This is a genomic window from Saccharopolyspora thermophila, assembly GCF_014646075.1.
Lineage (GTDB): Bacteria > Actinomycetota > Actinomycetes > Mycobacteriales > Pseudonocardiaceae > Saccharopolyspora > Saccharopolyspora thermophila.
Genome location: NZ_BMMT01000027.1, coordinates 1 through 18,371, shown reverse-complemented (window position 1 = coordinate 18,371; position 18,371 = coordinate 1). Strand labels below are relative to the sequence as shown.

Here is an 18,371-nt window from a genome sequence, read left to right as displayed (position 1 = left end):
TGAGCATGCCCGCCGCGAAAGCCAGGCCCCCGCGCGTGCTGCGCTGGATCCTGCTCCTGCTGGTGACCTGGCTCGTCACGTCCGTCTACTTCGTCACCTCCACCGAGGTGACGATCTGGTACCGGACGTTCGGCGGCGGCCAGGTGGCGGTCGAGCCCACGGCGCGGGTCGAACTCGAAGCGGGCCAGCCGTTCGGCCTCGCGACGTTCCAGGACGAGATCGTGACGTGCGACGTGATTCCGGAGGCCGGTGAACCGCGTTCCTTCCGCGCGTCGGACGAGTCCGATTGGGGCGGTTTCCGCAGCAATCCCCGGTTGCCCGCCGAACGGCGCGCCTGGTTCACCGGGCCCGCGGAGATCCGGTGCAGTCACGCCGCCGTGTTCCTCCCGCCGGAGCGCTACGACAGGACCGGGATGAACGTCCTGATGGGTCTGATGGCCGCGTCCAGCGCCCTGATCGTCGTCGTGCTGGTGCAGATCGCGCGCCGTGTCCGGTTCAACAACAGGCGGTACGCGCGCACCTGATCCGCGTTCGGCGCTGTGGTCCGGTTTGCTCCCGAAAACGATCCGCGGGCTTTCCGGGAACCCCCGGAAGGGTGATTGCGGTTCCGCTAGGGTCGGTGCCCAGATAGCCCAGAGATCGTAGGGGGGCAGGCGTGAGTGGCACGTCCGAACGCATCCAGGCCATGATGCGCCGGTTCGAGGAGCAGGCGCAGAAGGTGTCGGAACTGCAGTCGGCGATGCAGGGGCTGCAGGGCACGGCGAGCAGCCCGGACCGGTCGGTGACGGTGACGGTCGCCCCGTCCGGCGCGGTGCTGGACCTGCGGCTGGCGCCGAACGCGGTCCGTCAGTCGGCCAGCGACCTGCAGCAGCAGATCATGGCCACCATCCGGGAGGCGACGGCCAACGCGGCCGAACAGCTGAACAACACGGTGGCGCCGATCCTCGGCGACCAGTTCGACCAGTTCCAGCAGGCGTTCAACGCCCAGGGCCCGGTGATCAAACCGGCCACCGACGACGACGCGACACCGCCCCCCGCCGCGCCCGCCCGGCCGACCGGCGCCGCGCCGTCCCGCCCGCCCCAGCGTGACGACGACTTCGACGACGACTTCGAGACCGACTCCTTCCTGAGGTAATGGGGCTGCTGTGACGAACATGCGGGTAACTCCGGAAACGCTGACCGGTCACGCCGACGGCTGCGACAGCCTCGCCGACAAGTTCGGCCAACTCGCCGACGTCCTCCACCAGGCCCGTGTTGACGATCAGTGCTTCGGTCCGATTGGCCAGGTGATCGGGATGCTGAACGGCTACTACGACGGCTTGGAGGAATGCCAGAACCTGGCCAGGAAGGCGCAGGACTTCCTGAAGCGCACGTCCCAGTCGTTGCGTGATACCGAGAAGGACCACGCGGAAAGCGACAGGCGGAACGCGGAGATGCTCGCGAACATCGCCAAGGAGCTGGCTGGATGACTGCACCGCAGGGGCCGGGAGATTTTCAGACGCTCAACCGGGGTGACGGTCACCAGAAGGACTGGTTCGAGCAGGCCGCAGGGCGTGGCTCGTCGTGGGTCGGCGCATACCAGGACGTCCAGGACGGCAAGCGTGAGGTTCAGGAGTCAGCGCAGCAGGTAGCGCATGGTGGCAACCTGGCTGACAATGTGCCGTCGCCCGACTTGGGCGTGGCGCTTTTCTCAGCTCGCGCCGAGGTGCTCACATCGCTGGCCAGCCCGGGGCAATCGTTGATGAGCAACGGCCTGGGCTTTCTGGTGTCGATAGTGCTGAGCCCTTTGATCGAGCTCGCTGAGTGGGCGATCGGCGACCCCGAGCAGATGCGTTCCACCGGTGAGGGGTGGGAGAACGTCGCGAAGTGGCTCGACAGCGTCGCGGACCAGGAGCAGGGTCGAGCGCAGGCAACCGCATCGACCTGGGTCGGCAAGGACGGAGACGCGTTCCGCCGGCAGATGTCGGAGTTCTCCGAAGGCGTCAAGGCACTCGCGGCCGATGTTCGCGATCTCAAGAGCACGCTCGACATGTGGGCCGAGATCATCGACATGTTCATCGAGTTCGTGATCCAGACGATCACCGAGCTCGTCATCGGCCTGATCGTCCAGTGGCTGGCGGCCCTGGCCGCATCCTGGATCACTGCTGGCGCTTCGGTGGCCACCGCCAGCGCGGGCACGGCAGTGCAGGTCGGTGCCACCGGCGTCCGCATCGGCTCGCGAATCGCGCAGCTCCAGGGCAAGCTCTACCAGCTCTTCCAGAAGGTGGAGCGCCTCCTCCAGAAGCTGCGTGAGGTCGGCAAACTCAAGAAGGTTATCGAGACCACGGAGAACCTGCGCCAAGGCAAGCTGTTCGACGGAAAGTTCAAGATGGGCCAGGAGATGGCCGGTCGCTTCCTTGACAGGCAGAGCTCCGCGTTTAAGTTCCTGACCCACGCCGATCCGGAGGACCTGACGTCCAAGGGAGGCAAGTTCCTCAAGGACGATGTCACAAAGATGGACGCCTTCGAGAAGGCGAGCAGTAACCTCGACGACCGCATCGCGGAAGCACGGAGACTGGGCAACGAAAATGCCGTCGAATCGCTCACTGATCAAAAGGAAAAACTGGCCACGGACATGAAGGGGGTCCAAGGGCTTGCCAGTGGAGTCACCGGTACGGTTCTCCACGGCGCTCTGGGAGGAAAGACCACCATTGGCCAAGCCGCGTTCGCTGCTGGGACGGAAGTCGTCACGGATGCGGCCATCAAGCAGGGCGCCAACTCGGTGTACGACACCGGCAAGGGCTGGTTCCAGGGCGACCTGTCCGATGCCCAACGCGACCAGGCTCAGGAGCGTGGCTTCTCGTGATCGAGGTCTTGGCGGCGCGTGGCTCGTGGTGCGCACCGAACGAGAAGATCCTGTGGTGCCAACCGCTGACGCAAAGGGCAGGGAAGTTCATCCATTACGCCGTGCCTGGCTTGAACGATTTCGGCGACCCCCGGAAGGCTTCCCGAATGATGGCGGAAGCGGCGGTCGGTGTCGCGGCCCTCCTTGTGGAGAGCCTCGTCAGCCCGGGTAGTGACGGGACGTCTGATCCAGATGTGCCGTGGGCGGTGGTGTCCGGGAAGAGCCGGGACTGCCTCGCTGTGTCGTACCTGGCGAGCTGGCACGCCAGCGGTGGGAACTCCAGCAGTCGCGGTGACCAGGAGCTGTTTTGGATGCTGACGACGCACAGGTTGGGACTGCTCGACTTCTCCCCGTGGAGCGATGGTCAAGATTCCAGCTCGTCCGGTCTGTTGGTCGGTTTGAAGAAGACCATCGGTTCGGTGTGGGATCGGGATGAGGATCCGCACGCGGATCAGGAGCCCGAACTGCCTGCATTCCGGGTGTGCGCCGAGGTTCCGAGGAACGCGATCGCGTCGGTCGAGGTCGTGGAGCAGAAGATCAAGGGCAGGACACGGCATTGGTTCAAGATCGTCCTCACTGATGGTTCCGTGTTCTTCCTCTCCGACCCGAAGTATTTCCACGACAAGAAGTTCTTCGACCGCATGCTCGCGATGACCTACGGCCAGGAATGAGTGGTGCAGTGAGATCGAAAAAGCAGATGCGCGCCATCCTCGAAGCCGAGTGGGTGGGCGAAGACGAGGAGCTGCGCACTGTGGCCGGTGGAAAGGACAATGTAGGTCATCTCGGCGCCACCATTGGTGGGCACTTCGCCGTGCCGCACCAGCCGTTGGGGCCGGTTCCCGAACTCGATGTCGATGTCGGTCTGCTGGCAACGCCAAGCCGGGTCGTACGTGAGGGGGCGTTCAACGGCGACGAGTGGATCCATGACCCGGCCCTGCGGGGGTGGGTCTTCGCCGCGAGTCCCGATCAGCTTGCTGTGCGGTTCGCCGACCATCTCGCTGCCGCCGGCCCGGAGGGATGGTACGTCTTTACCAATCGACGGTTCGCTGTCGTCGTTGACAGTTCCGTTGTTTCCAGGACCAAGGCCGAACCAGACCAGGACGCGGCGGCCGAACGGAAACGTGGCGGAGTCGGTGGTCTGCTGGGCAAGGCCAGGTCCGCACTCGACGCGGTGGCGGAAGTTTCCACGGGGTTCACGAAATCAGGGACGCGGTGCGCGATGTTGTGGGAGGTCTCGCATGACCAGGTACGCAACCGCGAATGGGTCAGGAGGGGTAGAGGTACGATGCCCGAGTTGTTCGATCGCGTGGACTTCGTCGATGGTTCCGCCCTGGAAATCAGGCTTAACCTCCGCATGCTCTAACCGGATGTCCTGTCTGCGGCAGGCGTCCATCATGCTGAACCATCCCCTGGAGCGGCGGAAGGACAGGAGAGGGCACATGGTCTACGACACCGGCAAGGGCTGGTTCCAGGGCGACCTGTCCGATGCCCAACGCGACCAGGCTCAGGAGCGTGGCTTCTCGTGATCGAGGTGCTTGCGGCGAGGGCGGCGTGGTGCCGGCCCGACGAGCGCATCCTGTGGTGCACGCCGCTGCGGAAGGCGTCCGGCAGCAAGCGGCTCGTCCTGTACTCGGTCCGGGGCCTGGACGAGACCGGCGAGCGGAGCGGACTCGGTTCCCGCGCGTTCGGGGCGGTGGGTGGGTTCCTGGCCGATGCCGCCGGTGAGGTGCTCTCTCCCGGTGACGAGGGGTCGACCAGCTTCGACGGCCCGTTCGCCCGGGTCACCGGGGCCGGCTCCGATTGCCTGGCGGTGTCGCGTCTCGCGGCGTGGCAACCCACCAACTCCAACACCGGTGACCGCAACCTGCTGTGGTTCCTCACCACGCATCGCTTTGCCCTCATCGAGTTCGAGGTGACCAAGGCCAACGGGCCCGGGGCCCTGGGCGGTCTCCGCAGGACCGTCGGGCGCTTCTTCGGTGATGACGGGGCGGAAGCCGCAAGCTCCGCGGCGGCCGAAGCGGAACTACCGCGGCTGAAGGTCCAGGCGGAGGTGCCGCGAAGCGAGATCCGTTCTCTCGACATCGTCGAGCACAAGGCAACGTCGAGTTCCCGGCGGTTGCCGTTCCTTCGGATCACGCTCCTGGACGGATCAACGATCGACGTCTCGGACGACCACGACGACAAACGCGTCCGGCGGATGCTCGCGATGAGCCACGGCCAGGAGTGAACGGTTGCCATGAAAGCAGACAAGTTCCGCAAGGTGCTCGAAGCGGAATGGGTCGCGGAAGGTGACACGGTCCGTTCCGTGCTCGGCGGAGAGGGCCTGCGAGGACATCTCGGTGCCACCATCGGAGGGCGGCACGTCCTCCCGCACCGCCCGTCGACCCCGGTTCGCGAGCTGGATGTGGATTTCAGCGAGTTGCCGCCACCCACGGCGGTGGTGCGGCAGGGCCACTTCCACGGCGACGAGTGGGTGCACGATCCCGCCGTGCGGGGGTGGCTGACGGCCGCCGCGGCGCACCAGCTCGCCGTGGTGTGCGCGGATCACCTGGCGGCTGCTGGTCCCGCGGGCTGGTTCGTGATCACCGACCAGCGGATCGCCGTGGTGGTCGACAGTTCGGTCGTCCCCGCTCCGAAGGACGCCGAGGACACCGAAGCGGAGCAGAAGGACTCGGGTTCGAGTGGCTTCGGCAGGTTCCTCGGGCGTGCTCGCTCCGCGGTGTCCGCCGTGGCCGACCTCTCGGAGAGCTTCCGGGCACCGTCCGGCCCGCCAGCGGTCACGCTGTGGGAATGCCGACGCGATCGGTTCGTCGACGTCCGGCTCGTCACCAAGGGCCGCAGCTCCTACGGCTACATGTTCTCCCGCAACGAGTTCAGGGACGGTTCGGTGCTGGAGATCAGGACCAACGCTCGCTGGCCGTAGCAAGGTCTGCCACCATCGTGCGGACGTGGAGGGACGCGTGGCGAACAAGATCGGCGGTGTGCTGGCGGCTCGGCATGGTTGGTGTCGTCCTGATGAGGTCATCCGGTTGGTCGTGCCAGCCCCGCGGGGTGGTACGCGGTACGACGTCGGTGGGTTGTCGTGGGAGGGAAACACCGGTGGGCGGGCCGTCGCCGAGGGCGTCGAGCGGGTGGCCACCGCGGTGGACGACCTGTTCATCGCCGACTACGAGTCCGGGGCTGCCGCTCCGCTGATCGTCTACTTCGGACCGGGGCCGCAGGCGCAGATCATGCGGGCCGCGTCCGTCGCGAACCCGGGTGTCGGCCTGACGTGGGTGCTCACCTCGCAGCGGTTCGCGTTGCTGGAGGCCGTCGTCGAACGCGAGGAGCGCGACGGGGAGCCAGGTTCCCTCTGGCAGAAGGCCCGCAGATTCGGGGCTGGTGTTCGGGACTTCTCCCGCGACGTGGTGGACATCCTCGCGGACAACAAGCTCGCCGACTATGCCCCCGGCACTCCGATTCCCATCGCCGATGTCGTAATGCGAGCGGAGTTCCCGGTGCAGCACCTGCGGTCGATCGGGCCGGCGCGGCGGCGGTTGCCGGCCGGCCACAGCCCGCGGCACGTGTTCGCGCTGCGGATCGAGCTCGGTGACGGCTCCGGGGTGGACGTGATCGCGGCCACCGAGGAGAACTGTGCTCGCCTGCACGCCATGGCGTTGGGACAGCGGTAGGGGAAGCCGTGCTCAAGGACCCGTTCAAGCTGGAGAAGATCGCCGCGCGCAGCTGGTGCCGTCCCGGTGAGCGGCTGCTGATGCGGATCGGCCCGCGGTGGGGCCACATCGCGTTCGACATCGGCGGCCGCCGGGGCGCCCCGCACGAGCACGGCGGGCGGATCGCGGTGGAGAGCACCACCGAGCCGGCATGGCCGTTGCCGACCGAGGTGGTGTCCAGCGGCCGCTACCACGGTGACGAGTGGGTGGGCGATCCGTCGATCTGGGCGTATGCGCAGGCCCCGGTGCCCGCGCACGTCGCCGTCGGCTGCGCGGACGGTTTGGCGGCCGGGCGGACCGACGCCTGGCTGGTCCTGTCGAACCAGCGGCTCGCGGTCGTCATCGCGGCGTCCGCGGCCAAGCGCCCGGAGGCCGAACCGCAGTCCGGTGGCTGGCTGGCCCGGGCGAGGGCGCTCGCCAGGGACGCGCAGGCCATGGTGCAGTCGGGCGAGGAGTCGCTGCTGACCCTCTGGGAGGCACGGAGCGGTGTGATCCACCACTTCGGCGCCCTGCCGCTGGGCCGTGAGGTGGAACCGGTGTGGTTCGGCCAGATCGCCTTCCACGACGGCTCGGCGCTCCTGATCCGCATGGACAGCAGGACCGCGGCGGAGTCGGTGGTGACGGCGGGCAACGCGCTGTTCGGCTGACATCCGGACAACGACGCATCGATGGGCGGCCACGCGCGGTGACCGCGAAGGGGCCCCTCCGCCGCCACCTCATTGGGGGATATCGTCACCGCCGGTGAGTTGTGGTCGGAGGTTCGATGGGCGACGCGCCTTTGTTGGGTGGGCGTTACCGGTTGGGCGCCTCGTTGGGTGGCGGCGGGATGGCCGACGTCTACCGGGCGATGGACACCCGGCTGGAGCGTCTCGTCGCGGCGAAGGTGTTCCGCTCCGGGGCTGACGCCGCCGGGCGCGCGCGGTTCGTCGAGGAGGCGCGGCTGATGGCGGGGCTGAGCCATCCCGGCCTGGTCACCGTGCACGACTTCGCCGCCAGCGAGGACGAGCTCTACCTGATCATGGAGCTGGTCGAGGGCCAGACCCTGGCCGACGCGATCGCGTCCGGGCCGCTGCCGCCGCAACGCGTGGCAAACATCGGCGCCCAGTTGGCCGACGTGCTCGCCTACGTGCACGACAACGGCATCGTGCACCGCGACATCAAGCCGTCGAACGTGCTGATCTCCCACGACGGCAAGGTGTTCCTCGCCGACTTCGGCATCTCGCGGCTGGTCGACGCGGTCGCGCGGATCACGAGCTCGGGGGTCGTCGTCGGCACCGCCGCGTACATGGCGCCCGAGCAGGTCAACGGTGGCCAGGTCGGCTACCCGGCCGACGTGTACGCGCTGGGCCTGGTGCTGCTGGAGTGCCTCACCGGCCGGGTCGAGTACCCGGGCGCCGGGGCGGAAAGCGCGGTGGCCCGGCTGGTGCGCCCGCCGAACGTGCCGATCGACCTGCCCCTGCCCCTGCACCGCGCACTGGTCGCGATGACGACCACGGACCCGAAGCAGCGACCGACCGCGGCCGAATGCGCCGACGTCCTCAGCGGCGAGGCGACCGAGGTCATCCCGCGGATCGAGGCGCCGCGGCCCAGCCCGCCGCCGAAGACCAGCTACCTCGAGGTCGCCGATCTGCCGGAACCGCGCCGGAAGCGGTGGCCGTGGCTGGTCGGCGGCGCCTTCGCGGCGCTGCTGGTGGCGCTGCTCGGCTGGGCGGCGGTGCCGGACGAGGCACCCGAGCCGACGCTGCCGCCGGCGTCCGGACCGGCAGGTGTGGCGCGGTTGCCGGACGATCTCGCCAATCTGGAAAGGCTGGTGCGGGAATGAGACGCATCGTGCTCGCTGCCTTGTCCCTGCTGCTGGCCGGCTGCGGCGCGCCGGAACCGGTCGATCCGCAGGTGCGCCAGGAGTTGACCGCACGAGTGGATGCCGTGAAGGCAGCCGCGCTGGCCAACGACCGGGTCGGTGCCGAAGCGGCACTCGCCGAGCTGCACCGGGAGATCGCGGACGCGCAGGCGCAGGGCAAACTCTCGCCGGGCCACGCCAGAACGATCCTCGCCGCGGCCGAGCGCGTCGCCGAGGACGTGCGCACCATCCCGCCGCCCGGGCCACCGGCTCCCGTGATCGTGACGGTCACCCAGGATCCCCCGGCCGTCGAGCAACCTGCGGAGCAGGACGCGAAGAACCGCGAGAAGGCACGGGAAGAACTGCGCAAGCAGCGGGAAGAAGTGCGCAAGCAGCAGGAGGGACGCGGGAACAACGGGAAGAACGACGACTGACCAGCTCAGTCTCCGTTCACATCCCCCCGCACGCCGCAGCGGTGGTTGAACCAATCGCGACGGCTGTGGCAGGGTTCGCTCCCGTCGGAAGGCTCCGAGGAGGCGAACCGTGCCCAGGCGACTCGCGATCGGTGTGGTGCTGACCGGACTCCTCCTGGGCGGATGCAGTTCACAAGCTGCCGAACAACCCGCCCGCACGGCACCCGCGAAGTCGCTGGACGTGAACGCCTGCCACCTGCTCACCCCCACCCAGCGCCACACCCTCGGCCTCGACCAACCACCGAAACCCGAAGGCCCGACCTGCCACTTCGAGGCCAGCGCCAACTGGGCGGCATCGGTAGCGGTGGACACCCAGCGCCCCTTCGCGGCCTTCACCGCAGCGCAACCCCGAGCGCAACGCCTCGACCTGGCGGGCTACCCGGCGGCGAAGGTGAACAACGCGCACGGCTGCACCATCGTCGTCGACGTGGCGGACGAGGGCACCCTCCGGGTCGAAGCCCTCGTCCGCCAAGGAGCGCCGACGGCAGTAGGCACCAGCTGCGACGCAGCCCGCCGAATCACCGAGGCAACCCTGCACACCCTCCCCACGGCCTAGCGGGGCAGCTACCCGTCGCGGAGGTTCTGGAGAGCGGCTTCAGCGAACTGCTTCGAGAGCGCACACGGATGAGGATCACCGGTCCGCGAGAGCGTGTCGATGGAGAGTGATCCCTCGTCAGACACGTCGACAACGAGGATGCAGTTCGTTTGGTTCGTTCCGATCTGCCCGGCGCGGTAACCGGAAACCTCGGTCATCTCGACGTTGTTGTATCCGTCGACGAACTGCCTGAACGTCTGCTTCACATCGGCGGCAACGAAGACGGACCAGCCGCCCTCGGTGCCTGCTTCGCCAGCCTGGTAGCGGCAACCGGAAGTACCGGACAGTTCGTCCGGGCGAGGTGCCTGATCAGCGCCCATTGCACGCCACTGTGCTTCCGTGACGATCGCGCACTTGTCTGGAAGCTCCAGAGACTTCGCGGGTTGGGTGCGTCCTGAACGCGGCTGCGAGGCAGGCACGTCCGAAGACGTCCGGGAAGCGGTCGTCTCGGGGTTGCGGCCACCCGAACAAGCAGCCAGCAACACCGCGGCGACGGCCACGCCAACCGTGAGTCTCTTGCGCAAGTTGCCTCCTTGTCCGATTCCGGATGCCGCAGGGTTGCGCGGTCACGTGGTGTCTGGGCGTGGACAGTAGTCGGCGCAACCGCCGTCGCTCTGCGGCGAGTGGCCGGTACGAAAGTTCCGGTCAATCTGAGCAGCACAGGGCCTCCACGACGTCGCGGGCGTCGACTCGGAATGCCTGGTCGAGGAAGTAGAGCTTGTCGGCGAGTTTGGTGAGCTGCTTCTTCGCCACGATGACGTGGTTGTCGCCTTGCGTGATGGAGACTTCGTCGCAGAGGAGCATGGTCACCACGAGCTCGTCTCGCTGGTCGGTTGCGGGGATGTGCCAGCGGGCGCACATGGTTGTCCCTCCCATGTTGTTTGGTTTGCTGCTGTCGCAGGGACTTTCGGGGCTTTCCGTTCTGGCACGCAACGGCTCTTTCAGGTGAGTGGGGTTACTTGCCCCGCTGGCAACCGGTGATGGTGATCAGCGGAGGTCAGATCGATTCACTGATACCGGGAGGTCAAGTGAACGGGCGAACCGGCGTGCCGGTGCGAGTGCGACGAGTCTCCAGTGAGCTGCGCGAGCTCCGTCTTCGCAGCGGTCTGGGTGCGGAGGAAGTGGCGCGTTCCCTGGGTTTTTCGATGAGCAAGCTCAGCCGGATGGAGAATGGCCAGCGCGGGCTCTACCCCGACGACGTGGCCGCGTTGCTGGGGCTCTACCGGGTGCCCGCGCAGCGGCGCGACGAGATTCTCAAGATCGTCCGTGGTGCTTCGCATCCGAACTGGTGGCAAGTGCAAGACGGTCGCGTGCCAGGCATGTGGGAAGACATCATCCGCTTCGAGAAGGAAGCTGTGGCCATCCACAACTACGAGACGATGGTCATCCCAGGGCTCCTCCAGACGTCTGAGTACGCAGCAACGATCATGGAGGCCAACGGCCGGGAGCTCACCCCCGCAGAGATGGAGGCGCTCGTATCAGCTCGGATGAGCAGGCAGACGCTCCTGCACTCCGCGAACGCCCCGACCTTCACGTTCCTGATCGAGCAGAGCGTGCTGGAGCGTCTTGTCGGCAGCACCGGGCTCATGTATCGACAGCTCCGGCAGCTGATCAGCGCCGCGAGCTGGGAAAACGTTACGGTGCGTGTCCTTCCGTCGTCGCTCGGAGCCCATTCTGGATTGGAGGGGCCCTTCATGCTCCTGGAGTTCAGAAGTCATGAAGATCTTGTCTACCTGGAAAACCGTGGTAGCACGGCGTTTCTCGAAGAGACGGAGCATGTGGCCGAGGCAAGAGGTGTCCTTCAGGGGTTGTGCGACGCCGCGTTGTCGCAGGAGGATTCCATTCAGCTCATCGCGCGCATCGCCGATGAGCTCGGCTGAAGACCGGCAAGGAGCACTTCGTGGCAACTCTGAATCACGCCAACCTTCAGTGGCGCAAGAGCAGTAGGAGCACCAGCTACGGCAACTGCGTGGAGGTGGCTTTCGCTGGCCCAGCTGTTGTGGCGAGGGACTCCAAGGACTCTGACGGGGCAGCGTTGGCCTTCGACGCTGTGACCTGGGCAAACTTCATCGACGGTATCCGGGCGGGGCGGTTCGAAGCATAGAAGCCCATCCGGAACCTCGTTGGCGCCATCTGCGACAAGATTCACCCGGATGGCGCAATGTCGGTTGTGTCAACTTCTGTCCGTGACGTCACCGCTGTGCGCTAGGTTTGCCACGCTGGCAAGTGATGACCGTCGCCCGCATCGCGACGGTTCGCGGACGAGGGGAGTTCAGCGGTGACCACCGAGGGGGACGGCACCTACCAGTCGGTTGACCAGCGCACTATCGATGCGATGCGTGCTACGCCAGGTATCACCGGGATGATGGGCACAGTCCTCAACGTTGCCACGCGAGCCGCGGACAACGCAGCCCTGGCTGCTGCGCAGGAGGCCGGTGGCTCGATGATCGTGGACCCCGACCAAGTGGACAAACTGGCTCAGTTCTTCGATGACGAGGCGCGTGCTATGCGCGAGCGTAGAGCTGATATCGCCGACCTTGCCACCGTTGAGGCCCCAGGTTTGGACCCCGTCAGCACGCAGACTGCTGAGAAGTATGGCCAGGTCGCCTCTGGAGGATCCCAGGCATACCTTGACAATTACCTGAAGCTCGCTGATTACTTCGAGGCAACGGCCGAGAAGTTGCGGAAGAGCGCGCGGCAAACGCGTACTGATCAGCAGAATGCGGCAGACAGCTTCGGAGGAGGAAATCTTGCGTAAAGGACTCGCTGTCGGCGCGGTCCTCGCCAGCGTGTTGTTGGCAGGTTGTAGCGGTGGGGGAGATGTCACCCCGTCTGCTGGGACCAGCACACCGACTGAGCCAACGACATCGCAGTCTGCACGTACTGCTCCCGCGAAGTCTCTCGACGTGGCCGACCGGTGCTCGATCGTCACTTCGGATCAGGCGAGGCAGTTGGGTGCTGACCAATCACCGCGCGAGCGTGAATCCAATGGCAAGCCTGGGTGCAACTACGACCTTGGTCGGTCCGGCGGCGGCTTTATGGTGTTTGTTGCCGCGGACAAGAGTCAAACGATGCAGAAGTTTGCTGACGCACGCAAATCCAGCGTCCAGATGATCGACATCAGTGGCTACCCCACGGCGCAGGTGGCGGTTGACGAGGCGAGTTGCATCCTCGCGCTGGACGTATCGGATGAGGGATCGCTGTACGTGAATGGTCTGGTCCCCTCGGGGAGTCCGAACCCGTGTGATCTTTCGAGGCAGTTCGCTGAGGCTGCTCTGACGAACCTTCCCGATGCGTGAGGGGCAAGGGATGACGGACACGAGACACCTGGAGCCTTCGAACTTCGAAGGTGTGAGCCTGGAGCAGATGCGCACCTGGGTCGCCAATGGCACTGCAGACGGGCTATACAGCAAGTCCAAAGGCTGGCAAGGGGAGGATAAGTACCTCCGTGACCTGAAGATCCGCCTTGAGGACAAGCTCAAGGAAGTCGGCGTAGTCATGCAGTCCGCGTCCGGCGAGGCACTGAAGAACCAGGCTGTGCCGGTGGCGCTGTGGACCGAGGTCGCTGCGGACAGCGCTCTCGCGCAGTCCGAATTGCTGAATCAGCAGGGCGATGCCTTCAAGAAGTTGCAGTCGTCGATTCCGGCCAAGAGCGAGGAGCAGCCGGTACCCGACGACAGTTGGTTGGAAGAGACTTGGGACTCCTTCTGGACCGGCTCGACCGACGCTGAGGACGCCAAGGCGCACAACGAAAAGCTCCGTCAGGAGGCGGTGCAGGCGTTCCAGAACTACGACAGCACGTCGCAGAACAACGTCGCCTCCAACGCCATTTTCACGCCGCCGCCTGAGAGTGGTATGGACGTCGCTGTCAGCGGGTCGAAGCACCCGAGCGTCGGTGGTGTGCCGAACCCGTCCGGTACGAGTAGCCAGTCCGCCACTTCTGTCGGGACCGGTGGCGCTGGGTCGGCGACCATTCCTTCCGGGATCGGCGGCGGTGGTATCGGCGGGTCCGGTGGCACCGGTGGTGGTGGCGGGGGATCCCACACCACCACCCCCGTGTGGAACCGGCCGGAAACTCCTCCGCCCACCCCTCGTGTTCCTCCTCGGGTTCCCAGCGGGCCGGGTGGGCCCGGGTATCCCGGTGGGCCTGGCGTGCCGACCGGGCCTGGTGGCTCGGGTGCTGGTCGCGGGCCAGGTGGCGGTGGTGCCGGTGCTGGTCGGGGTGGCGTCGGCCGGGGCATCGGCGCTGGTGGTCGTGCTGGTGTCGGCGGGCCCGGGATCGGCGCTGGTGGCCGTGCCGGGGCCGGCGGGCCCGGTGGCGGTGCTGCCCGCGGTGCTGGCGGGGCCGCTGGTGCTGCTGGTCGTGGTGGTGCCGCGGCGGCTGGTGCCGCCGGTGCTAGGCCGCAGGGTCGGCGCGGCGAGGAGGACCAGGAGCACGAGATTCCCGAGTACCTCAAGGGTGACCAGGGCATCTTCGACGACGATATCCCGAAGGTGGCCCCGCCGGTCTTCGGTGACTGGCAGCAGAGGTAGTCAACGACAACTCCGAGATCACGTGGGCGGCACCGGTTCGGTGCCGCCCACGTACTGGCCTGGGGAGCATCCGGTGAAATTCGAGCTGTCGAAGCAGGCGTTCTACGAGGCGTGGAAGCACTTCAAGCTGGGAACCAAGCCCTTGGTGCTCAACGTGCTCCCGGAGGGTGTCCTGGAGTCTGAGCGCCGTGAGGTGGAGCGGCGGGCCTGGGACGAACTCCGCGCGCTGGGTTTCGGCGACGAGATGCGGGAGGACGACATCTACGGCGTCTTCCTGCCGCTGTACCGCTACGAGCGTGCCTTCGACGTCACCTTCCGGCAGCGCACGCCCGACGGCGGTGAGCGGCGGCGCAGCGCGCTGGTCGCCAACGTCCGCTCCGGCGCGACCCTCGCGATCCAGACCGAGGAGACCGTGCAGCTGCAGACACTGCCCGCGGACGCGATGGTGCGGGCGGCGCTGAGCGTGCTGCCCGATGACGTCAAGGCCGGCCCGGGGCGTGGTGTGTCGCTGCGCAGCTCCGCGATGGAGCAGGCCGCGAAGGGCGCCGGTGCGTCGGACCGGGCGATGGCCGAGGGCCTCGCCCGGCAGGGCGTGCGGCGGGACGACGCGCGGGCGCTGATCGAGATGGCCAGCGGCCCGCGGATCGCGTTCGCCCAGTTCGGCGCCGCCGTCATGGACGGCCAGGGCAAGCGGCGCCGGGCCCCGATGGTGACGAACTGCTTCGCCAACGCCAAGGGCTGGTACCTGCTGGAGGAGAGCCGCCGCAGCGGTGAGGGCTGGACCACCGTCGCGCCGATCGACAAGCAGCGGATGGCCTCGCGCATCCAGGACCTGCTGAAGACCCTCTGAACAACCTGAGCGCTCCGGCTGCGGGGCGCCCGTGCCCGGGGCAACTCGGTGCAGGGTGCCCCTCGCCCTGCTGTGCGCGTTGTGCGCTGCTTCCGGAACGCGTGATTTTCCGCTCAGTGGAATCTCGTGGATCGTGCTGCGAGTCCTTGGTCACGTGCGGATTGAGGGCCATTTCACCCCGGTTTGACCTGCGACGACACCTCCCGCGTGGCTCAACTGCCCGGAAATCGGACACATTCGACGAGTTTTGGCTGAGATTAGTGCACTTCAGCGGCTTTGTTGGTAGTAGTTGCAGCGGCCCCCGCGTTCGTGCACGCCTTGTACGAGCGCTACTGAAGGGACTGGGGCGGCGGACTGGATGAAACCGGCTCGCGAAATCGGGACCCCCGTGGAACCCGGCGGAGCCGACTAGGTACCGTCGCCGCACCGATCAAGAAAAACCCCACATCACGGAGGACATGGTGGCCCTTCCCCAGCTGACCGAGGAGCAGCGGGCAGCAGCTCTGGAAAAGGCGGCTGCCGCCCGTCGCGCCCGAGCTGAGCTCAAGGAGCGCCTCAAGCGAGGTGGAACCACGCTGGCGGAGGTCCTGAAGACCGCCGACAACGACGAGGTCCTGGGCAAGATGAAGGTCTCCGCCCTGCTCGAGGCCCTGCCCGGCGTGGGCAAGGTGCGCGCTCAGCAGATCATGGAGCGGCTGGAGATCGCCAACAGCCGTCGGCTGCGCGGGCTGGGTGAGCGGCAGCGCAAGGCACTGCTCTCCGAGTTCAGCGGCGAGTGATCGACGCACAAACCGGCGCTGAGCCGAGGACCGTCCGCCAGGGCGAGCCTCGGCTCACCGTCGTTTCCGGGCCGTCCGGGGTCGGTAAGTCCAGCGTGCTCAGCGAGGTGCGCCGGCGCGCCCCGGAGATCTACTTCAGCGTGTCCGCGACCACCCGCCCGCCCCGGCCGGGGGAGATCGACGGGGTGCACTACCACTTCGTCGACACCGCGGAGTTCGAGCGGATGATCGCCGCCGGCGAGATGCTCGAGCACGCCCGCTACGCGGGCAACCTCTACGGCACGCCGCGCAAGCCGGTGGAGGAGGCGCTGGCTGCGGGTCGGCCGGCGGTGCTGGAGATCGAGCTGCAGGGGGCGCGCCAGGTGCGCCGCGCCATGCCGGACGCGCAGCTGGTGATGCTGCTGCCGCCGTCGTGGGAGGTGCTGGTGGAGCGGCTGACCGGACGCGGCACCGAGCCGGCCGAGGTCGTCGAGCGGCGGTTGGCGACCGCACGCGAGGAGCTGGCGGCCGAATCGGAGTTCGACGCGACGGTCGTCAACGCCGACGTGCAGGTCGCGACCAGCGAATTGCTACGATTGATACTCGGCCGCGAGCAGTGAACGCGCCCATGAGCAGGCTCCGTGGGCAGCATCGCACCGCCGCCCCAGAGCTTGACGCTGACATCCACGAGGAGCAGGAGCCACTCACGTGAGCACTCCCAGCGCGCTGGCTGCGCTCAACAGCAGCCCGTCGACCAACACCGCCGAGGGCATCACCTACCCGCCGATCGACGACCTGCTGGAGCAGGTCAGCTCGAAGTACGCTCTGGTGATCTACGCGGCGAAGCGGGCGCGGCAGATCAACGACTACTACGCGCAGCTCGGCGAGGGCCTGCTGGAGTACGTCGGTCCGCTGGTCGAGCCGGGCCCGCGGGAGAAGCCGCTGTCGATCGCGCTTCGCGAGATCCACGCGGGCGTGCTCGAGCACACCGAAGGCGAGTGACGACCGGGCGCACCGGGGACCGCCCGCGGGTGGTCCTCGGCGTCGGCGGCGGCATCGCCGCTTACAAGGCGTGCGAGGTGCTGCGGCGGCTGACCGAATCCGGGCACGAGGTCCGGGTGGTGCCCACCGAGGCGGCGCTGCGGTTCGTCGGCGCGGCCACCTTCGAGGCGCTGTCCGGGCAGCCGGTGGAGACCGGCGTGTTCGCCGACGTCGAAGAGGTCCCGCACGTGCGCCTCGGGCAGCAGGCGGACCTGGTCGTCGTCTCCCCGGCCACCGCCGACCTGCTGGCGCGTGCTGCGCACGGGCTGGCCGACGACCTGCTCACCTCGACGCTGCTCACCGCCCGGTGCCCGGTGCTGATGGTGCCGGCGATGCACACCGAGATGTGGGAGCACCCGGCGACGCAGGACAACGTGGCGCTGCTGCGCCGCCGCGGTGTGGTGGTCGCCGAGCCGGACAGCGGTCGGCTGACCGGCGCCGACACCGGCAAGGGCCGCCTGCCCGACCCGGCCGAGATCGTCGACCTGGCGCGACTGCTGCTGGCCGAGCCGACGGCGCTGCCGCGCGACCTGGAGGGCCGCCGCGTGGTGATCTCCGCCGGGGGCACGCGTGAGCCGCTGGACCCGGTGCGCTACCTCGGCAACCGCTCGTCCGGCCGTCAGGGCTACGCGCTGGCGCGGGTCGCCGCGCACCGCGGCGCGGACGTCACGCTGGTCGCCGCGCACACCGCCGACCTGGTCAACCCGGCCGGGACGCGCGTCATCCGGGTGGGCACCGCCGAGGAGCTGCGGTCGGTGATGCTGGCCGAGTCCGACGGGGCCGACGTGGTGGTGATGGCCGCGGCCGTCGCCGACTTCCGGCCGGTGTCGCAGGCCGAGCACAAGATCAAAAAGACCGATCGGGACCCGGAGCCGGTGGTGCTGACCCGCAACCCCGACGTGCTCGCCGAGCTCGTCGAGGCGCGCAACGCCGGCAAGCTGGCCGTGTCACTGATCGTCGGTTTCGCCGCCGAGACCGGCGACGCCACCGCCTCGGCGCTCGACCACGGCCGCGCCAAACTGGCCCGCAAGGGCTGTGACCTGCTGGTCGTCAACACCGTCGGTGACGGGCGGGCCTTCGAGGTCGAGGACAACGCCGGCTGGTTGCTCGGCGGCGACGGCACCGAGCAGCCCATCCCGTACGGTGCGAAATCACGCCTGGCGGCCACATTGTGGGATGCTGTGAACCGGCAGCTGTCCCGCCAGTAGGGTGATCCGAGCACGTCATTCACCGTGCATGTCCGCGAGCAGTTCTTCAGGGAGAGTCGTGAGCCAGCAGTCGGACCTGCGCACCGGGCGCAGGTTGTTCACCAGTGAGTCGGTGACCGAGGGGCACCCGGACAAGATCTGCGACGCGATCAGCGACTCGATCCTGGACGCGTTGCTGGCGCAGGACCCGCGGTCGCGGGTCGCCGTGGAGACCCTGGTGACCACCGGCCAGGTGCACGTGGCTGGCGAGGTGACCACCGAAGCCTACGCCGACATCCCGACCATCGTGCGCGAGAAGATCCTGGAGATCGGCTACGACTCCTCCGCGAAGGGCTTCGACGGCAACTCCTGCGGCGTGAACGTGGCGATCGGGTCGCAGTCGCCGGACATCGCGCAGGGCGTGGACGTCGCGCACGAGACCCGCGTCGAGGGCGTGATCGACGAGATCGCCAAGCAGGGCGCCGGTGACCAGGGCCTGA

General features: G+C 67.6%; 27 protein-coding genes. 25 read left to right on the top strand and 2 right to left on the bottom strand.

What is annotated here, in order from left to right:
• The first annotated feature begins 5 nt into the window (after positions 1 to 5).
• The 14 genes from IEY17_RS24455 to IEY17_RS24390 all read left to right on the top strand — a co-directional run bounded on the left by IEY17_RS24455 (position 6) and on the right by IEY17_RS24390 (position 9,463).
• Positions 6 to 524 (top strand): hypothetical protein, encoded by a 519-nt coding sequence (locus IEY17_RS24455; protein ID WP_188991765.1) that lies wholly within the window; start codon positions 6 to 8, stop codon positions 522 to 524.
• Positions 525 to 655: 131 nt separating this feature from the next.
• Positions 656 to 1,135, top strand: a complete 480-nt coding sequence (locus IEY17_RS24450; protein WP_188991743.1) for a YbaB/EbfC family nucleoid-associated protein — start codon at positions 656 to 658, stop codon at positions 1,133 to 1,135.
• 19 nt (positions 1,136 to 1,154) lie between these two features.
• On the top strand, positions 1,155 to 1,469 hold the full coding sequence (locus IEY17_RS24445; RefSeq protein WP_188991763.1) for a hypothetical protein: 315 nt from the start codon (positions 1,155 to 1,157) through the stop codon (positions 1,467 to 1,469).
• Positions 1,466 to 2,845, top strand: coding sequence for a WXG100 family type VII secretion target (locus tag IEY17_RS24440; RefSeq protein ID WP_188991741.1), 1,380 nt, complete (start codon positions 1,466 to 1,468; stop codon positions 2,843 to 2,845). Before IEY17_RS24445 ends, IEY17_RS24440 begins: the two co-directional genes overlap by 4 nt.
• Positions 2,842 to 3,555 (top strand): hypothetical protein, encoded by a 714-nt coding sequence (locus tag IEY17_RS24435; protein ID WP_188991740.1) that lies wholly within the window; start codon positions 2,842 to 2,844, stop codon positions 3,553 to 3,555. The genes IEY17_RS24440 and IEY17_RS24435 overlap by 4 nt, the downstream gene beginning before the upstream one ends.
• 8 nt (positions 3,556 to 3,563) lie before the next feature.
• On the top strand, positions 3,564 to 4,247 hold the full coding sequence (locus IEY17_RS24430; protein WP_188991738.1) for a hypothetical protein: 684 nt from the start codon (positions 3,564 to 3,566) through the stop codon (positions 4,245 to 4,247).
• Positions 4,248 to 4,251: 4 nt separating this feature from the next.
• On the top strand, positions 4,252 to 4,410 hold the full coding sequence (locus IEY17_RS24425; protein ID WP_188991736.1) for a hypothetical protein: 159 nt from the start codon (positions 4,252 to 4,254) through the stop codon (positions 4,408 to 4,410).
• Positions 4,407 to 5,111, top strand: coding sequence for a hypothetical protein (locus IEY17_RS24420; RefSeq protein WP_188991734.1), 705 nt, complete (start codon positions 4,407 to 4,409; stop codon positions 5,109 to 5,111). The genes IEY17_RS24425 and IEY17_RS24420 overlap by 4 nt, the downstream gene beginning before the upstream one ends.
• Before the next feature lie 9 nt (positions 5,112 to 5,120).
• Positions 5,121 to 5,807 carry a hypothetical protein gene (locus tag IEY17_RS24415; protein WP_188991732.1) on the top strand — a complete coding sequence of 229 codons (687 nt, stop codon included), beginning with the start codon at positions 5,121 to 5,123 and terminating at the stop codon, positions 5,805 to 5,807.
• A gap of 37 nt (positions 5,808 to 5,844) precedes the next feature.
• Positions 5,845 to 6,555: a hypothetical protein gene (locus IEY17_RS24410; protein WP_188991730.1), complete on the top strand. Its 711-nt coding sequence runs from the start codon at positions 5,845 to 5,847 to the stop codon at positions 6,553 to 6,555.
• An 8-nt stretch (positions 6,556 to 6,563) separates the two neighbouring features.
• Positions 6,564 to 7,241, top strand: a complete 678-nt coding sequence (locus IEY17_RS24405; RefSeq protein ID WP_188991728.1) for a hypothetical protein — start codon at positions 6,564 to 6,566, stop codon at positions 7,239 to 7,241.
• Positions 7,242 to 7,357: 116 nt separating this feature from the next.
• Positions 7,358 to 8,416 carry a serine/threonine-protein kinase gene (locus IEY17_RS24400; RefSeq protein ID WP_188991726.1) on the top strand — a complete coding sequence of 353 codons (1,059 nt, stop codon included), beginning with the start codon at positions 7,358 to 7,360 and terminating at the stop codon, positions 8,414 to 8,416.
• Positions 8,413 to 8,868 carry a hypothetical protein gene (locus tag IEY17_RS24395; protein WP_188991724.1) on the top strand — a complete coding sequence of 152 codons (456 nt, stop codon included), beginning with the start codon at positions 8,413 to 8,415 and terminating at the stop codon, positions 8,866 to 8,868. The genes IEY17_RS24400 and IEY17_RS24395 overlap by 4 nt, the downstream gene beginning before the upstream one ends.
• 109 nt (positions 8,869 to 8,977) lie before the next feature.
• Positions 8,978 to 9,463: a DUF3558 family protein gene (locus tag IEY17_RS24390; protein WP_188991722.1), complete on the top strand. Its 486-nt coding sequence runs from the start codon at positions 8,978 to 8,980 to the stop codon at positions 9,461 to 9,463.
• An 8-nt stretch (positions 9,464 to 9,471) separates the two neighbouring features.
• Here the strand turns inward: IEY17_RS24390 and IEY17_RS24385 are convergent, their stop codons facing one another.
• Positions 9,472 to 10,026 carry a DUF3558 family protein gene (locus IEY17_RS24385; protein WP_188991720.1) on the bottom strand — a complete coding sequence of 185 codons (555 nt, stop codon included), beginning with the start codon at positions 10,024 to 10,026 and terminating at the stop codon, positions 9,472 to 9,474.
• Positions 10,027 to 10,147: 121 nt separating this feature from the next.
• A complete protein-coding gene (locus tag IEY17_RS24380) occupies positions 10,148 to 10,378 on the bottom strand; it encodes a hypothetical protein (RefSeq protein WP_188991718.1) in 231 nt (76 codons plus the stop codon).
• Between the two features lie 152 nt (positions 10,379 to 10,530).
• Between IEY17_RS24380 and IEY17_RS24375 the strand changes: the two genes are divergently transcribed.
• The 11 genes from IEY17_RS24375 to IEY17_RS24325 all read left to right on the top strand — a co-directional run.
• Entirely contained in the window at positions 10,531 to 11,382 is an 852-nt protein-coding gene (locus IEY17_RS24375; RefSeq protein ID WP_188991716.1) for a helix-turn-helix domain-containing protein, read from the top strand.
• Positions 11,383 to 11,402: 20 nt separating this feature from the next.
• Complete coding sequence (locus tag IEY17_RS24370) at positions 11,403 to 11,606, top strand: DUF397 domain-containing protein (RefSeq protein ID WP_229680576.1); 204 nt, start codon at positions 11,403 to 11,405, stop codon at positions 11,604 to 11,606.
• A gap of 174 nt (positions 11,607 to 11,780) precedes the next feature.
• Positions 11,781 to 12,260 carry a PE domain-containing protein gene (locus IEY17_RS24365; RefSeq protein ID WP_229680574.1) on the top strand — a complete coding sequence of 160 codons (480 nt, stop codon included), beginning with the start codon at positions 11,781 to 11,783 and terminating at the stop codon, positions 12,258 to 12,260.
• Complete coding sequence (locus tag IEY17_RS24360) at positions 12,223 to 12,801, top strand: DUF3558 domain-containing protein (RefSeq protein WP_188991714.1); 579 nt, start codon at positions 12,223 to 12,225, stop codon at positions 12,799 to 12,801. The genes IEY17_RS24365 and IEY17_RS24360 overlap by 38 nt, the downstream gene beginning before the upstream one ends.
• A gap of 10 nt (positions 12,802 to 12,811) precedes the next feature.
• Complete coding sequence (locus tag IEY17_RS24355; protein WP_188991712.1) at positions 12,812 to 14,035, top strand: hypothetical protein; 1,224 nt, start codon at positions 12,812 to 12,814, stop codon at positions 14,033 to 14,035.
• 73 nt (positions 14,036 to 14,108) lie between these two features.
• Positions 14,109 to 14,885, top strand: a complete 777-nt coding sequence (locus IEY17_RS24350) for an ESX secretion-associated protein EspG (RefSeq protein WP_188991710.1) — start codon at positions 14,109 to 14,111, stop codon at positions 14,883 to 14,885.
• A 461-nt stretch (positions 14,886 to 15,346) separates the two neighbouring features.
• Entirely contained in the window at positions 15,347 to 15,664 is a 318-nt protein-coding gene (gene mihF / locus IEY17_RS24345; protein ID WP_188991708.1) for an integration host factor, actinobacterial type, read from the top strand.
• Positions 15,661 to 16,263: a guanylate kinase gene (gene gmk, locus IEY17_RS24340; protein ID WP_188991705.1), complete on the top strand. Its 603-nt coding sequence runs from the start codon at positions 15,661 to 15,663 to the stop codon at positions 16,261 to 16,263. The genes mihF and gmk overlap by 4 nt, the downstream gene beginning before the upstream one ends.
• 88 nt (positions 16,264 to 16,351) lie before the next feature.
• The gene (rpoZ, locus tag IEY17_RS24335; protein WP_179720380.1) at positions 16,352 to 16,645 is read left to right on the top strand and encodes a DNA-directed RNA polymerase subunit omega; all 294 of its coding nucleotides are present in this window, start codon (positions 16,352 to 16,354) and stop codon (positions 16,643 to 16,645) included.
• On the top strand, positions 16,642 to 17,892 hold the full coding sequence (gene coaBC / locus IEY17_RS24330) for a bifunctional phosphopantothenoylcysteine decarboxylase/phosphopantothenate--cysteine ligase CoaBC (protein ID WP_188991703.1): 1,251 nt from the start codon (positions 16,642 to 16,644) through the stop codon (positions 17,890 to 17,892). Before rpoZ ends, coaBC begins: the two co-directional genes overlap by 4 nt.
• Before the next feature lie 76 nt (positions 17,893 to 17,968).
• Positions 17,969 to 18,371: S-adenosylmethionine synthetase N-terminal domain-containing protein (locus IEY17_RS24325; RefSeq protein ID WP_425328696.1), on the top strand; the 403-nt coding region annotated here is incomplete at its 3' end.

Bases quoted from the DNA above. Each gene is read 5' to 3' on its own strand.
- IEY17_RS24425 (WP_188991736.1), top strand. From the start codon at position 4,252: ATGTCCTGTCTGCGGCAGGCGTCCATCATGCTGAACCATCCCCTGGAG.
- IEY17_RS24380 (WP_188991718.1), bottom strand. From the start codon at position 10,378: ATGGGAGGGACAACCATGTGCGCCCGCTGGCACATCCCCGCAACCGAC.
- IEY17_RS24440 (WP_188991741.1), top strand. From the start codon at position 1,466: ATGACTGCACCGCAGGGGCCGGGAGATTTTCAGACGCTCAACCGGGGT.
- IEY17_RS24415 (WP_188991732.1), top strand. From the start codon at position 5,121: ATGAAAGCAGACAAGTTCCGCAAGGTGCTCGAAGCGGAATGGGTCGCG.
- IEY17_RS24455 (WP_188991765.1), top strand. From the start codon at position 6: ATGCCCGCCGCGAAAGCCAGGCCCCCGCGCGTGCTGCGCTGGATCCTG.
- IEY17_RS24355 (WP_188991712.1), top strand. From the start codon at position 12,812: ATGACGGACACGAGACACCTGGAGCCTTCGAACTTCGAAGGTGTGAGC.
- IEY17_RS24360 (WP_188991714.1), top strand. From the start codon at position 12,223: ATGCGGCAGACAGCTTCGGAGGAGGAAATCTTGCGTAAAGGACTCGCT.
- IEY17_RS24395 (WP_188991724.1), top strand. From the start codon at position 8,413: ATGAGACGCATCGTGCTCGCTGCCTTGTCCCTGCTGCTGGCCGGCTGC.
- IEY17_RS24400 (WP_188991726.1), top strand. From the start codon at position 7,358: ATGGGCGACGCGCCTTTGTTGGGTGGGCGTTACCGGTTGGGCGCCTCG.
- IEY17_RS24445 (WP_188991763.1), top strand. From the start codon at position 1,155: ATGCGGGTAACTCCGGAAACGCTGACCGGTCACGCCGACGGCTGCGAC.